Origin of the sequence: Leptotrichia sp. HMT-225 (assembly GCF_030644325.1) — a bacterium.
Taxonomy (GTDB): domain Bacteria; phylum Fusobacteriota; class Fusobacteriia; order Fusobacteriales; family Leptotrichiaceae; genus Leptotrichia; species Leptotrichia massiliensis.
In genome coordinates, this window is record NZ_CP130323.1 from 1,068,726 (window position 1) to 1,084,028 (window position 15,303).

Sequence of the window (15,303 nt, forward strand, 5' to 3'; positions counted from 1 at the left end):
ATGATTTCAAAAAATAGAGAAAAAATGAAAAAGAATATTTTTGAATATGTAGGAGATTTGCTAAAAACAGAGTCTAAATACACTTCAAAAGATGGTAAATTGTTAAAAACGTCTATTTATAATGATATAATGACAATGAATGAACAATTACTTTCGTTATTATTAAGTGATGAACTTGTTAAAGAAAGATTTTTTAAAAACCTTAATGGAACTTTAATTTTTGACAAACAAAAATTTGCATGGTTTATAGAGTCTAAAGAATTTTTATCTGATTCATACACAAGATATATAAATAAAATAGGGCTAACACATAATGGTAATTATATTTCTAAATCAAATGATGTAGTTTTAGACTTCCCTTACAAAGATTGTGTACTTGAAGGTGGGCAAGACAAGGATGACCAAAAACGAAAAGAAATTTTTTATAATGAAATTATTGCGAGTGAAGAAATAAACAGAATGTTAGCACCCAAAGTCTTTACCAAAGCTAAAAGATATTCAAAAAATGGTGTAGAAGAAAACATCACTTTTAATGATGATGACAATTTAATAATAAAAGGGAATAACTTAATTGTATTATCAAGCTTATTAAGAAGATACGAAGGTAAGGTAAAATGTATTTATATAGATCCGCCATATAACACTGGAAATGATAGTTTTAATTATAATGATAGTTTCAATCATTCTACTTGGCTTATATTTATGAAAAATAGGTTGGAATTAGCAAGAAAGCTCTTAAAAAATGATGGAGTTATTTTTGTTAGTTTGGATGACAGAGAAGCACATTATTGTAAAGTATTAATGGATGATATTTTTGGTTCAGACAACTATTTGAATGACATCATTTGGAATTCAACAAAATCAGTTACTAATACCGCTATTATATCTGTATCACATACACATACATTAGTTTATTTTAAAAATAAAGATTATTTTGTTAAAAATAGAACTGAATTTAGAGTTAAAGATAACGGAGAAGGATTTTCAAATCCAGATAATGATTCAAGAGGTCCATGGAAAGCAGACCCTTTTCAAGTAGGAGGTTGGCGTCCTAATCAACAGTATGAAATAGTGAATCCAAAAACTGGCAAAGTATATCTCCCCAACGAAGGTTGTAGTTGGAAAAATGATTACGATAAATTTCAAGAACTTTTAAAGGATAATAGAATTATTTTTGGTGCTACAGGAGAGTCGGGTCCCCAAAGAAAAAGATTTTTATACGAGGCAAAAGAAAGAGGTAAAGTTGTTAAAACTATTTGGGATGATGCAGGAACAACAACTAATGGTACTCAACACTTGAAAAAATTATTTGGTAAAAATGTTTTTAGTAATCCAAAACCAGAACAGTTTATTAAGAAGATTCTAGAACTTTCTACAAAAGAAGGCGATCTAGTTTTAGATTACCATTTGGGGTCAGGTACAACTTGTGCTGTAGCTCATAAGATGAGGAGAAAATATATTGGTGTAGAACAAATGAACTATATTGAATCAATAACTTTGGAACGTATGAAAAAGGTTATTTTAGGTGAAAAAGGAGGAATTTCAGAAGAGACAAAGTGGAATGGAGGGGGTACATTTGTATATTGTGAAATTTTAGAAGATGCTAAAAATCTTATGAAAATGATTGATGACTCAAACGAAAGTAATATTGATGGTTTAAAAAAACTTATATATACAGATGAAAGAATAATACCATATGTAAATAGATATGAGTTAGAGAATTTAGATTTAGAGTTTGAACAGCTTGATTTTGATGAAAAAAAAATAGTATTGAAAAAATTGATTAATAAAAATAAGTTATATGTTAATGATTCGGATATCGACGATTCAAGATATAACGTATCTGAAAATGATAAAAAATTTACCAGCTCATTTTATGGAGGAAAAAGAACATGTTAAGCAATAGTAAAAAAATATCTAAAATTGATGATTCTAGTAAAAAATTTATAATGGATTGTTTGGGTAATAATAATACGTACGGATTTGATATAGATTCAATTTATTTTGTGGATGGTCAATGGTATTTGTTTGAATATTTAAAATGTGAAAATGGATATATGAATCCACACACCAGCAACCCAAAATACTATCCTTGGAATTATAAGAAATTTTTGTCTTTGTATAAAATAAAGAATGAATTGAACGGAAAATTATTTTTAATAAACTATAGTGATCGAGAATCAGACCGTGATTTAGTGAAAGTTATGGAAGTAATTGGTATTAAAAAAGATTTGATAAATGATTATATTAAATCTACAACAAAGCCAAAACACTTAGAATATTTGATTATAGAAGAAAAAAATATTAAAAGAAAAGAATTTGAATTATGGTTAAGAGAATTAAATGATAAAGCAGGGAAAACAGGAATTGTTTTGGAGGACTGATGGAATACTTATACAATAAAATAGAACAATATAGAGAGCTTGTTGGGTGTAAAGACGTTCCTAATAGCATTTTAACAAATCTTTCTAATAGAATATTATTACGTGATTATCAAGAATATGCACTAACTAATTTTATATCATATTACGAAGATGAAAAATTATTAAAAAATAAACAAATTCATACACTTTTTCATATGGCTACAGGAAGTGGAAAAACCGTCATAATGGCAGCTCTTATCCTTTATTTGTACACAAAAGGGTACAGAAATTTTTTGTTTTTTGTAAATCAGACAAACGTACTTGAGAAGACGATTGATAATTTTATCAACACACTTTCTAATAAGTATTTGTTTAATGATGTGATTGAACATTTAGGCAATAAAATCAAAATTAAAAAAGTTGATAATTTCAGTGGGAATACATTAGATGATGATATTGAAATACTTTTTACAACTACTCAAAAATTTCATATGGATTTATTTGAAGCAAAAGAAAATTCTATAACTTATGAAGATTTTGAAAACAATAAAGTTGTGTTTATTTCAGATGAAAGTCATCATATTAACTCACTAACTAAGAAGCCAACTAAAGACGAGGAATTAGTAAAAAGTAGTTGGGAATATTCAGTAATGAATGCTTTTCATAGAAACAGAGATAGTATTATGCTCGAATTTACTGCAACTTGTGATTTAAAAGATAACAATGTTCTTGCAAAATATCAAGATAAAATTATATTTAACTATCCTTTAAGTTCTTTTAGAGAAAGTGGATACACTAAAGATTTTCAAAATTTTGCAACAGATACGGATTTATGGACTAGAGCTTTAATCGCATTAGTAATGAGTGAATACAGAAAATTTCTGTTCACAGATTTAAAGTTAAATATAAAACCTGTAATAATGTTAAAATCTCAAAAAATATCAGAGTCTGAAAGTTTTTATGTTGAATTTTTTAAAAGCATTAAAAATCTTACAACAGATGAAATTAAGAATTTGGAGTTAATTGGAATCAATATATTGAATAAAGCTATTAAATATTTTGAAAAAAAAGATGCTAGTTTAGAAATTTTAAAATGTTCTATAAAAAATTCATTTACAGAAGACACTTCTATTATTATGAATGGTTCGTCTGATAATAACAAAGAAAATCAGTTATTGGTAAATTCACTGGAAAACACAGACAATCCAATTAGAACAATATTTGCGGTTGATATGTTGAATGAAGGTTGGGATGTATTAAATTTATTTGATATAGTTCGTTTATATGATACTAGACAATCAAGTGGAAAAATTAGCACATATACAATCAAGGAAGCACAATTAATTGGTAGAGGTGCAAGATACTGCCCATTTATTGATGAAGATGAGGAATTGAAGTTTAGACGTAAATATGATGGAGATTTAGAAAATAAAAATAGAATACTAGAAACAATGTACTTTCATAGTAAAAATGATTCTAAATATATTTCAGAGTTAAAACAGGCTTTGATTGCAACTGGTCTTCAGGCACAAGCTCCTGTTACGATCGAGTATAAGATTAAAGATGATTTTAAAGATAGTGATTTTTATAAAAAAAGTTATGTGTTTTCAAATAAAAGAATACCTAAAGGAAGAGATAGTGTTACAACTATTGAACCAAGTATGAGAACAAAAATTTATTATTATACTGCTCTTTCTGGAAAAGGTAATGTAATTAACTTATTTGGAGATGAAACGAACAATCATAATTCAATAAATGCTAAAACAAAAAGAATAAAATTCAAAGATATAGACTTAAACATTTTATTAGGCACTAGCGAATATTTTGAAGAGTTACGATTTGATATTCTAAAGAAAAAATATCCCAACTTAAATTCTAAGACAGAATTTTTTACTTCTGATAACTTTATTGGAAATTCAATTTTAGAAATAACATATACTTCTGATGAACTTTCCGGAAGAGATATATTTTTAGCATTAAAAAAAGCCTTTATTTCAGTTTCTTCTTATGTGGGTTCATTAAAACAAGAATTTGTTGGTTCTACAGAGTTTACACCTAGAAAGTTGAGAGATATATTAAAGGATAAAAAGATTTATATGGAACAAATAAATACTGATGTGGGCAAAGGGGCTTCACAAAATCATTGTACAAACGATGAATATAGACTTAATTTAAGTAATGAAAATTGGTATGTGTTTAACGATAATTATGGTACAAGTGAAGAGAAATTGTTTATAAAATATTTCAAAACTTCGATTGAACCTAAATTAAACGAAAAAGAATTAGAATATTATGTTATTAGAAATGAGAGAATACCAGAACTTGCAATTTATTCGTTTGAAGCAGGAGAAAGATTTGAACCGGACTTTTTACTTTTTGTAAGGAAGAAAAATAATGGAGTAAATTTAACCTATCAAGGATATATTGAACCTAAAGGTACGCATTTATTAGACCATGATATGTGGAAAGAAAAATTTTCTTTAGAAATAGAAAATATGGCGACAACTGATAAAACAGTTCCTGATAATTATAAAATAATAGGTTTTCCATTTTTTAATAAAGAAAACAGAATGGAAAAATTTGAAGAAGCAATTAACACATGGCTTAAGTTTAACGTACTAAAGTGAATAAAAAAACCGAATTGAAATTCGGCTTTTTTTACAATTTAAAATCAAAAATCAATTTATGAATTTTACTGTTAATATCTTCTTGTTTAAGTAATATAGTAACAATAGACCATTTAGCAAGTTTTTTGTATTTTGGTATTTTATATTCTTTTGCTAATTCATATAAATATTTGGTAGGAATATTTAACAAATATTCTCTTTTATTAAGAGAACTGATGTTTTCTTCATTATATTGAAATGTAGAATTAGTTTCTAATTGCATTTTGTTAGTTTCTTCTATTAATAATTTCATATATTTTCCATTAGTTTTAAATATTTCTAATTCTTTTTTCTGTATATCTTTTATTTTCCAATCAACTTTTTTAGTTAATATTTCAACGAATATACTCTCAATATCTTTAGAGGATGTAGGATAATGAGAGTTTTTTACTTTCCAATTTCTAATATAATTGAAAAATTTAATGTAATCAGTGGAGTGTACCCAAAATCTTGGACAAATAATTTGAAAACTAGTTTCCTATTTGTTAAAATATAGTTAAGGAGAGAAATTTGATTATGAACAAGAGAAGTAAAAGGTATACAGATGAATTTAAAATGTTAATTTTAGAATTGCTGGAAGAAGGAAGAACAAAAAAATCATTAGAAAATGAATATGGGGTAGCAACGGCAACAATCAGAAAATGGGAAAAAGAATTTAAAGGAATCATAGATAAAAAATACAATGCTAACGAAGCTTTAAATGAAATCATGGACTTAAAAAGGAAACTGCAACAAGAAATGGATAAAAATAAAAAATTAGAAAAAGACCTGGAACAAAAGGAATTAGATATTGACATATTAAAAAAGGCATCAACCATATTGATGAAAAAATAAGGACTGTTGACAAGTACGCATTAGTAAAGATTTTATTCAATGAGTTTAATGTTTCAAAATCAAGAATAATTAATTTAATAGGCATTAAAAAAAGCAGCTATTACTACTGGGTTAAAGAGGTCAAGACACAAAGGGATATAGAAAATAAAATTTTGTACGATATAATAAAATCAATATGGCAAGACAGCAGAAAAACTTACGGAGCAGTAAGAATTCATAAAAAACTAAGAAAGTTAGGATTAGAAGTAAATATAAAACGAGTCAGAAGATTGATGAAGAAAAATCAGATAAAGTCAATAATTCATAAAAAATTTAGAAATTATAACAAATCAGACGACATGAAAGAAACAGCAAGAAATATTTTAAAAAGAAATTTTGATACAGAAAAATTAAATGAAAAATGGGTAAGTGATATAACATATATTTGAACAAGAAAGGACGGGTGGTGCTATTTATCAAGTATAATGGATTTGCACAGCAGAAGAATAATATCACATAAGGTTGGAAAATTTATGGATATAAAATTAGTTATCGATACCTTAAAAATGGCGATATATAAAAGAGGGGATATAACTGATTTGATAATACATACAGATGGAAGCCAGTATATGAGTAAAGAATATCGTAAATTTTGTGCAAAAAAAGGCATAAGCATATCTTACAGCAGAAAAGGAAATCCTTATGATAATGCCTGTATAGAATCATTCCATGCAACATTGAAAAAAGAATATGTACATAATGAAAACTTTGAAAGTCTAGAAAGTTTAAGAAGTAGAATGTACGAGTATATAGAAATATGGTATAATAACAGCAGAATACACAGTAAAATAGGATTTACAAGTCCGAATGAATATGAAGAAAGCATAAAGAAAGGAAACAAAGAAATTGCTTAAAAATAGTCTAAATTTTGGGGGACACTCCAAAAACTTTATCAATATATGAAAAATCCAGAAAATATAGATATATATAGGAAAACAATGGAAAGTGAGTTTTTTGAGGAGTGGTTCAGGGAAATATTTTTAAAGGATATAAAAAAATTAAGGAAGAAAGTTTTAATAGTGATGGATAACATCCGATTTCATAGAAAGAGCATATTAGAAAAGATGGTTAAGTAAACAGCATCGTCTGTTATTTCTTCCGCCATAAGGTTAAAGTGGATGGCAAGATGAATAAAATAAAAGCTGTGCCAAAATTTTTAGACCTGATAGATATAAAAAGGTGACGCTATGGGAACACAGAAGGAAATTGTGAAAAAGATTGTAAGGAAGAATAAGGGGAGCATCATAGATTATATATATATTTAAAATTTAATAATTATTTCATGCGTTTTTCCTGAATAAAATTAAAATTTCTTGACAAAAATATAAAAAATAAGTATAATTTACAAAAGATATGTTTGGTATTTGTAAAAAAATATGTATGAAAGGAATTAGGATAGATGACAACTAAAAATTTTATTAATCAGACAAATAGAACGATTCTATTTGAAGAAGTTAATCCAGAAAAAATGGATTTAATAACTTTGATTGATGATGCACGAGAGATGGATTCACTTGATGATGAAAGAATACTTGAAATTAATAAGCATTTGTTAGTAAGCAGTTTTGATGAATTTTTAGCAAAGTTTGAGCCAAAAGTTTACAGTTATTATAATGCGGAAACTCAAAGTATAAAGTATATTTTGAAAAAGCCTGAAGGAATACCAGAAGAACTAATAACTGAAATCAAAATTGATAACGGCAATACGTTTTTCAAAATGTTAAATACTCTTATTGAAGCTAGAAAATCACAAGGAAATAGAAACGTAGACTTCAAATTTGAAAATATTTTAGAGTTAATATCTCCAAAAAAAGTAATTGAAGATATAAAACAGACAAGAAAAGAAATTGCATATGTATATAATAAATACGAGGAACTTGATGATGAAAATCCTAAAAAATTGGAACTAGGAGATAAACTTAATGAAAAGTTTGAAGAGGCTTCAAAAAATTATAGTAATGTTTTAGGAATGCTTCCGCTAGCTATTGAAGATATAAAAACAAGACTTCTTATTGGACATGATGAAAATAATGCAAAATCTGAAAAGATTAAATTGGGAATGCTTCAAGTTGGAGATAAGGGAGAGCTTGAAGTTATAGAATACAAACAGGAAGAATCAAGAGCATTAACTTTAGTAGAGGAAAAACATACAACAGAATTAGTTGAGGCATTTAGAGATGATTACGAAAGTATTTCAGAAGAACCAAACCAATACATAAGTGATTTAGTTGTAAGAACATTTGTACCTTTAGCAAAAGGAATTGTCGAAATTGATCCAGTGCAGGAAGTTGAAAATTATAATAATTACTTGGCTTTTTATAAATCAGCTCAGGAAGATTTTGTAAAAATTGCAAAACCATTGATAGAAAAATTGTTAGGTATAAAAATGTTCTTTGAACAGTATGATACTAAAGTGTCGTTAATGAAACCAACATTATTAATAACAAATATAAAACCTGAAATGATTGTTAAAGCTGGAAACAAAGAAAGGTTGCAGGCATTCTTAAATACAGTCAATGCAAAAAATGATTTTGACAATACAATTTGGTTTGGAATATATCCAAATGTGGATTTAGATGTGGAAAAAGGTAAAAAGAAAGTAAGAGAAAGATTTAAAGGAACTAAGGCTGAAGAGAAAATTGAAAAGAATACAATAGAAAGTTTAACAAACCTGATGACAGTTTTAGGTAAATATAAAATACAAGTATTTTTTAATTTTGAAGGAACTTATGAAACATCATTTGATAATTTGGCAACTATGGGTGTTGATAAATACATAGAAAAAACTAAAACTCTTGAGGATCAACCTTATTCAGAATATCTAATACCTTCAATACCGAATTTTACAATAATACCAAAAGACAAGTCTGGCGTAGTGTTAGACTTTAAAATGAAATATCAAGAAGAAGTTGGTGCTGAATTATCAAAAGATAAGGAAGATTTGTTGAAATTCTGGATAGAAGGAGTATATGTTGATTCTTCTTATGTTGCGGCAGGAATAACAGCAGCCAGTCAATGTCCTAATTTCTTAAAAGATAGATTCAAAAATGTATCACCAGTATATCCAGGAGTAAGATTTGATATAGAAGCTGAAGATAATTCATATAAAGCAAGAACTACTATGTCAAAAGAAATTTCAGGATTTACAAATACAATAAAAGATAGAATCAATCAGTTTAATTACGGATTCATATTTTCATCTGATTCTGCACATATGCAAAAAGAAAAAATAAAAAATATTGTTGTTTATAAGGCAAGAACATTAGCAAGAAATCCAGAAGGAACTTATGAATCATTGTATAAAACTTTAACAACAACATTCATTGAAAGAACTTTAAGATTTGTTACAACTGACTTTAAAGAAGATAAATTAAATATGTTCTTTAGTACAAATCCAGAAAGTCAAAAATCAATATGGACAAAAGACTTAAAATTTGTAAATGGAATAATGCAAAAAGGTGATGACATTACACATACAATTGATGAAGAAAATGGGATATGTCAGTTAAATATAACATTTGCAGGAAATGTTAAGAATTTACAAGTTGAAATTAACAAAAATTAATTATGTTTAGTAACAAAAATTATATATAAAGGAGGACTTTTATGGGATTTAGATTGAATGTAAAAGGACAAGGAGAAGAAATTTTATTAGAAAAGGAAAGCATCTTGGATGTTAAATTTCTTTCAGAATCACCTGATGATTCAAACGCAAGAGCAACTGATTTGGGAATTATTATTGAAATTAAAGGGAAAATTTTGGCAGCTGCAAATGGAGATGCTGAAGATGATACAAGAAAGGTTGCTCAATGGTCATTAGTCCCTGCTGAATCAAGCGATGCCTACAGAACTGTATCATTAGAGGTAATATCTGCAGGACAAATGGTAAGAAAAATTGATATGACAAATGCGTTTGTTGTTGATTACGAAGAGGCCTATGGAAATCAGGCAGGAACTGGAACATTCTCATTGAAAATCAAACAGAAAAAAGAGAAAGTTAAGGAAGTTGCAATTGAAGGTGGATATGCTGCTCAGGAAGCATAATGTAACACAAGGAGGTAGACAATCCCGTCTATCTCTTTTATTTTTATAGGAGGAAATTACAAAAATAATGTTTATAAATAAATATCCAGTTTTTAAAAAAGGGAATGTGCTGGAAAAGGAAGATTTAGATTTATTAAGGGATAACCCGCTTGAAGTGTTGAGCTTGATGTATTCTGACAAAAGTAATGGAATAATAAAAGGGTTCGACTTGATACCCAATTATAGCGAGAGAATAGTGACAATTACAAAAGGAATGGCAAAATGTAACGGGGAACTTTTTTGGATGAAGGAAGATTATATATTTGATATGCCAAAACAAGAGGAACGGTATATATTAAAACTTAAATTAGTGTCAGATATAGAAGAAAGAAAATATTATGTAAGGGAAGGACGTTTTGTGCTGGAACTTGGGGAAAATATTAATGAAGATGAAATTGAGATAACAAGGTTTATTACAAGAGAAGGGGCTGAATTGAGAAATGATTATCAAAATTTCAGAGATTTAAGAAGAGATTTTAACTTGATGGAAATTATAAATACAAAATACTCTTCGGCACATGAATGGGGTACTTTTCATCCATATGTATTAAAATTATGGGGAAAGGAAGTTTCAAAAAAGGAAAATCTTGATATTTTTGATATAAATTTCTATGTAACTTGTCTACAGCAGGATGTTATAGAACGAGATGTTATAACTTCATATATAAATGCAAAACTTAATTTGACAGATGAAAATTATACAAATGAACAAATGTTCAGACATTTATTGACAATATTAGATAATTTAGGAACAGAAAGAAAAAAAGTTGAGAAAAAACGAATAATACCTAGAAAAATAATAGTAGAATAAAAAATTTAAATAAAAGAAATAAACAGGAGGAAAAATTATGAAATTTAGAGTGAGTATAGCTGGAGGAAGTAACAATACATCAAATAATCCATTTGGAGGCTTAGGCAACGTTTCAGTTCCAAGTGTGGCGATGAACTTTGTATCAAATGGAGAAAATAAAAATCCAATTTCAAATGCAATGGGAGGACTGACACAGCAAGGCGGAGTAATTCTTTCAAGTGATGAAATACTGGAAGTATCTTACAGCACAAACCCAATATATGGTGAAACGATGAGTGCTTCTCAAAGCCAAGTAACATTAAGAATTGTAGGAAGACTACTTCCCACAGCTTCAGAAAACAATAGTCCCGAAGATGAAGGTGAAGGAATAGTCAGCGGAATAATGGGAACACTTGGTATGGGAACATTATTTAACCAATATAAAAGTGTAAAACACTTATTTGACAAAGATAATGAAGCAGGAGAAGAACTTCCAGAAGCCTCATTAAGTAGCAACCTCTTATCATCAAGCGGAATTACTGAATCAGTCGCAAAAAAAACAAAAGAAAGCAGTAAAAGCAAACTTGTTTCACAAGTATTAGGAGTAAGTTCAACACTGCCAATGACAAATGCATTTACAAATGGAATCGGAAACAGTCTAAAAGGAATGTTTGGAGGACTTGGAAATTTTGGAGAAAGTAATTTATATGATCAAAATAAAGAAAATGTAAAAGAACTGTCAATGTGGGCAATGACTTACGGAGATGAAAAATCAACTAGGGATGTAATGGTGCAGACAGATTTAGGGGGAGGAAAGACGTTTGAATTGTATTTTCCTAAAATGTATGTTTATAATTTTGAACAAGAATTTAACACTAGAATGGGAGAAGGGCATTTTATTATAGAATTGAAACAAACTGGATTTAATGAGGAAAATATAAAATTAAAGTAGTTACTATTTATCGATTAGAGGAGAAATCTATGGGGAAAAAAATAATAATTTTTGTAATTTTGGGATTTTTCATATCATTAATAATTAAAATTGAATATTTTAGTGTAGTATTAAATTTGATGGCAATAGCTACTATTATGTCACTGAAACATGGAAGAAAAAAAATAAAATTTGATATTGAATTATGGCTATTCCAGATGACAATAATTTTTTATTTATTAAGAGAGTCAGGATTAGGATTATTTACTGAATTAGAAAATTTTTATAATAATTTTAATAAAGTAAAAATTATATTTTCAATATTTTTTATAATAGGAATGGTTTACTCTGCCAAGATAAAAGGAAATATATTATTAAAATTATATTTTTTTATAAGTTTGATAATTATGATTGTTTTTCAAAATATATTTTATATAAAAAAAATTTATAATAAAAATTGGATTGATTCAATTGTTTTTTTAGATATGATATATTCTCCATATTTATTAGATTGTTGGATAGTAGGAATAATAATTTTTAATTTTAGCAAAAAGAATACAAAATATATACAGAGTTATCTTTTACTAATAATACTTATTTTATTAAAAATAAGAATTATATATTTTTAGGAATGAGGTTGTAAAATGGCAAAAAGAACGGATATGGGAAAAAAATTTGTAAAAAGAAGTGGAAAAGGTTTTGATCAAATTAAAGATTTAAAAATTTCAAATGATGCTTTATTAATATTGAAAAAAAATAATAATAGCAAAGAACAGATAGAAAAATTGAAAAAAAAAATAAATATTTTAAGATTGGGTGGTTCTGTTTCTGGAATATGTTTAGATTATTATTTAAGTGCCAAAACTAGGTTAAATTTTGAATTGGGAGGAATGGCAACTCATTTTGAAGAATTTTTTAGGACAAGAACAATTCTTTTTGATATTTCAAAAAGATATTTCGGAACAGCTGCAGAAAAAATGGATTATTTAATATTTTATGGTTATAATCTTTCTTTAATGGGTGATTCAAAAATTAAAGCTGATAAGATGGTAAAGTTTTTTAAAGAAAAAATTCATGAAAAATTTAGAACACTAAAAAAAGAGCAAGCTATAAAAAAAATAAAAGAATTATATCAATATGAAGAAGTGAGTTTTTTAGGATTAACTTATGGATCATTTGATTTTCAAAATAGAGATTTTTTTTATGCTATAGGTGATGGGAATTATTTATTTGGCAATGTGTATGATATTAATCCATTTTTTAGATCTTTTCGTGTTATGTTTGTTTTATTTGATGAATATAACTGGGGAAATAACGACACATATTTTTTTAAAATGAGTAGTGATGTAAATAAGCCCTTTACGGTTGTAGTTGAGACGGCAGCATTTAAAAAATTTGAAAAAGAAGGGCTAGCTAAACCATTTTTAACTTTTTTTGTTGATAGGGAAGTATATTTTTATTAGATTATATAATTTGTTAAATTTAATTTTAAAGAATTTATGAAAAAGAATGGAAAATTTGAAAAATGCTTTGATTTATTGAGCTGTAAAATATCAAGATGGCTTATAAAAAGATGCTAAGTATAAATTAGCAATAGAATAATAGGCGATTGTAAAAGTAATAATATAAAAACTCAATAAATACAGTGTTTTTATCTAAAATATTAAAATTTTATAGCAAAAATACTGGAGAAAAATAGTAAAAATTAGAACTGTAAAAGCATTGTAATTATTAGAAATTTTAGACTTTTACAAATGACTAAATAGAATAACTAAGGGAGAATTTTTATTATGATAAATTATTATAAAATACTAGGTATTTCAGAAGATGCTGATGCAACAGCAAAAGCAAACTTGTTTCTCAAGTTTTAGGAGTAAGCTCAACACTGCCAATGACAAATTCGTTTACAAATGGAATAGGAAACAGCCTGAAAGGAATGTTTGGAGGACTTGGAAATTTCGGAGAAAGTAATTTGTATGATCAGAATAAAGAAAATGTAAAAGAACTGTCAATGTGGGCAATGACTTATGGAGATGAAAAATCGACTAGGGATGTAATGGTTCAGACAGATTTAGGGGGAGGAAAGACGTTTGAGTTGTATTTTCCTAAGATGTATGTGTATAGCTATAATCAGGATTTTAGTGTTGGGACTGGAGAAAGATATTTTGTCTTAAATTTAAAACAAACAGGATTTAATGAGGATGGAATAAATTTAAAATAGGGTGAGAATAATGAAAAAAAACATATACAATACATTGTATATAATTACGTTAATTAGAAATATACAATTGCTTTTTAATAGTTATTCAAATACTTTAACAGGATTTTGGTTACTAATAAATTTAATTTTATCTTTTATATTTTTTACTAAAATTTTTACTAGAAAAGAAAAATTCAATGAATATTTTGTAGTTTTTATATTTGGATTTACATGTTTGTTAATAAATTATTCAAGTTTTAGGGATTGGAATAAAAAATTTAATACATATATTTTAATTATTTTGATAATATTAACTTTATTCGAAATTATAATTATCGTAAAACCTTTTATAAAAATAAAAGATTTTAGAAAAATATTTTTATTAATATTGAGTTTTTTTTGTGGAAAATTTTTTTTATATTTTTTAACAAATTTTTATATGGAACCAAGAAAAATTGTATATAGCACAGATATTATTTATACAAAGAATAATAAGGAGTTAAGAAAAATAATAGAAAAAATGCCAATGGTTAATGAAGTAGAAATAATTGAAAAAGATGCAATAAATCCTTATAGTTCTTATTATGAAAATGAAGGGAGTCTAAAAGATTTAGATGAAATTATTAATGTTCAAATTAAAAATTCTATTGATAATGAAAGTATGGATTTATTAGCAAATAGAATAAAAGAATTTGTAAAATTACAAAGTAAAGAAAAAAAATTTGTAAAAATATATTTTACAAGTAAAAATGGTTATTATGAAGCATTAAAAATATATGATTTAAAAAATAACGAATTAAAACAAATTTATGTAAGTAAAAATTTACAAGTATCAGAAAGTCTTGGTTTTGTTTTGTTAAATATGTATGTAAGAATGTTAAAAGGTAATGAATTTTAATAAATTAAAAAGAGAGTGGAGTTTTTATTATGACAGATTATTATAAAATACTAGTTGTTTCAGAAGATGCTGATGCAAAAGAGATAAAGGCCAAATACAGAAAATTAGCCATGAAATATCATCCAGACAGGAATCCTGATGATAAGAAAGCTGAAGAAATGTTTAAGGCAATCAGCGAGGCGTATGAAATACTTGGAGATGAGAATAAAAGAAAAGAATACGATGAAAAAAGGAAGAATAAGGGAAATGCTGGAAGTCAAAGATTTGGTGAAAAGGAATCAAGCAGGGCAGAGCAGAACAGTGAATCAGCTAAAAGGGGAGCTGAAGCATTTTTCCGTAATTTTTCAGCAAATCCAAATGATATAAAGAACATGTTTGAAAGTGCTTTTGATGTGAATAATATGAGCAGTTCTGATAAGGATAAAATGAGGGAACATAAAAAAAGCATGGAACAAAGTTTTGAGAACTTTTTTAAGCCTAAAAAGAATAAATAAGATAG

The 15,303-nt window shown here is 26.8% G+C and carries 16 protein-coding genes; 15 read left to right on the forward strand and 1 reads right to left on the reverse strand.

What is annotated here, in order from left to right; genetic code table 11:
* Genes QU666_RS05295 through QU666_RS05305 form a run of 3 tightly spaced genes read left to right on the forward strand, consistent with a single transcriptional unit; the run spans position 1 to position 4,990 of the window.
* Positions 1–1,899 (forward strand): site-specific DNA-methyltransferase, encoded by a 1,899-nt coding sequence (locus QU666_RS05295; protein WP_021769903.1) that lies wholly within the window; start codon positions 1–3, stop codon positions 1,897–1,899.
* The gene (locus tag QU666_RS05300; protein ID WP_021769902.1) at positions 1,893–2,384 is read left to right on the forward strand and encodes a hypothetical protein; all 492 of its coding nucleotides are present in this window, start codon (positions 1,893–1,895) and stop codon (positions 2,382–2,384) included. The genes QU666_RS05295 and QU666_RS05300 overlap by 7 nt, the downstream gene beginning before the upstream one ends.
* Positions 2,384–4,990, forward strand: coding sequence for a DEAD/DEAH box helicase family protein (locus QU666_RS05305; RefSeq protein ID WP_021769901.1), 2,607 nt, complete (start codon positions 2,384–2,386; stop codon positions 4,988–4,990). The genes QU666_RS05300 and QU666_RS05305 overlap by 1 nt, the downstream gene beginning before the upstream one ends.
* 31 nt (positions 4,991–5,021) lie before the next feature.
* Here the strand turns inward: QU666_RS05305 and QU666_RS05310 are convergent, their stop codons facing one another.
* Positions 5,022–5,282: a hypothetical protein gene (locus QU666_RS05310; RefSeq protein ID WP_026745688.1), complete on the reverse strand. Its 261-nt coding sequence runs from the start codon at positions 5,280–5,282 to the stop codon at positions 5,022–5,024.
* Between the two features lie 263 nt (positions 5,283–5,545).
* On the opposite strand from QU666_RS05310, the gene QU666_RS05315 reads away from it, so the two are divergent.
* The 12 genes from QU666_RS05315 (at position 5,546) to QU666_RS05370 (ending at position 15,298) form a co-directional block, all read left to right on the forward strand.
* Positions 5,546–5,863 (forward strand): transposase, encoded by a 318-nt coding sequence (locus QU666_RS05315; RefSeq protein WP_304984876.1) that lies wholly within the window; start codon positions 5,546–5,548, stop codon positions 5,861–5,863.
* Positions 5,864–6,015: 152 nt separating this feature from the next.
* Positions 6,016–6,291: an IS3 family transposase gene (locus QU666_RS05320; protein ID WP_304984877.1), complete on the forward strand. Its 276-nt coding sequence runs from the start codon at positions 6,016–6,018 to the stop codon at positions 6,289–6,291.
* Positions 6,292–6,327: 36 nt separating this feature from the next.
* Complete coding sequence (locus QU666_RS05325) at positions 6,328–6,756, forward strand: IS3 family transposase (RefSeq protein WP_304984878.1); 429 nt, start codon at positions 6,328–6,330, stop codon at positions 6,754–6,756.
* A 45-nt stretch (positions 6,757–6,801) separates the two neighbouring features.
* On the forward strand, positions 6,802–6,978 hold the full coding sequence (locus tag QU666_RS05330) for a hypothetical protein (RefSeq protein WP_021768432.1): 177 nt from the start codon (positions 6,802–6,804) through the stop codon (positions 6,976–6,978).
* Positions 6,979–7,301: 323 nt separating this feature from the next.
* Positions 7,302–9,467 (forward strand): hypothetical protein, encoded by a 2,166-nt coding sequence (locus QU666_RS05335; protein ID WP_021768433.1) that lies wholly within the window; start codon positions 7,302–7,304, stop codon positions 9,465–9,467.
* A 41-nt stretch (positions 9,468–9,508) separates the two neighbouring features.
* Positions 9,509–9,946 carry a hypothetical protein gene (locus tag QU666_RS05340; protein ID WP_021768434.1) on the forward strand — a complete coding sequence of 146 codons (438 nt, stop codon included), beginning with the start codon at positions 9,509–9,511 and terminating at the stop codon, positions 9,944–9,946.
* A gap of 67 nt (positions 9,947–10,013) precedes the next feature.
* The gene (locus tag QU666_RS05345; RefSeq protein ID WP_021768435.1) at positions 10,014–10,796 is read left to right on the forward strand and encodes a hypothetical protein; all 783 of its coding nucleotides are present in this window, start codon (positions 10,014–10,016) and stop codon (positions 10,794–10,796) included.
* A gap of 37 nt (positions 10,797–10,833) precedes the next feature.
* Positions 10,834–11,727: a hypothetical protein gene (locus QU666_RS05350; RefSeq protein WP_304984879.1), complete on the forward strand. Its 894-nt coding sequence runs from the start codon at positions 10,834–10,836 to the stop codon at positions 11,725–11,727.
* Between the two features lie 623 nt (positions 11,728–12,350).
* The gene (locus tag QU666_RS05355; protein WP_021769113.1) at positions 12,351–13,169 is read left to right on the forward strand and encodes a hypothetical protein; all 819 of its coding nucleotides are present in this window, start codon (positions 12,351–12,353) and stop codon (positions 13,167–13,169) included.
* Between the two features lie 428 nt (positions 13,170–13,597).
* Positions 13,598–13,927, forward strand: coding sequence for a hypothetical protein (locus QU666_RS05360; RefSeq protein WP_304984880.1), 330 nt, complete (start codon positions 13,598–13,600; stop codon positions 13,925–13,927).
* 418 nt (positions 13,928–14,345) lie between these two features.
* The gene (locus QU666_RS05365) at positions 14,346–14,804 is read left to right on the forward strand and encodes a hypothetical protein (RefSeq protein ID WP_021768745.1); all 459 of its coding nucleotides are present in this window, start codon (positions 14,346–14,348) and stop codon (positions 14,802–14,804) included.
* Positions 14,805–14,833: 29 nt separating this feature from the next.
* Positions 14,834–15,298: a DnaJ domain-containing protein gene (locus QU666_RS05370; RefSeq protein ID WP_021768744.1), complete on the forward strand. Its 465-nt coding sequence runs from the start codon at positions 14,834–14,836 to the stop codon at positions 15,296–15,298.
* The last annotated feature ends 5 nt before the right edge of the window (positions 15,299–15,303 follow it).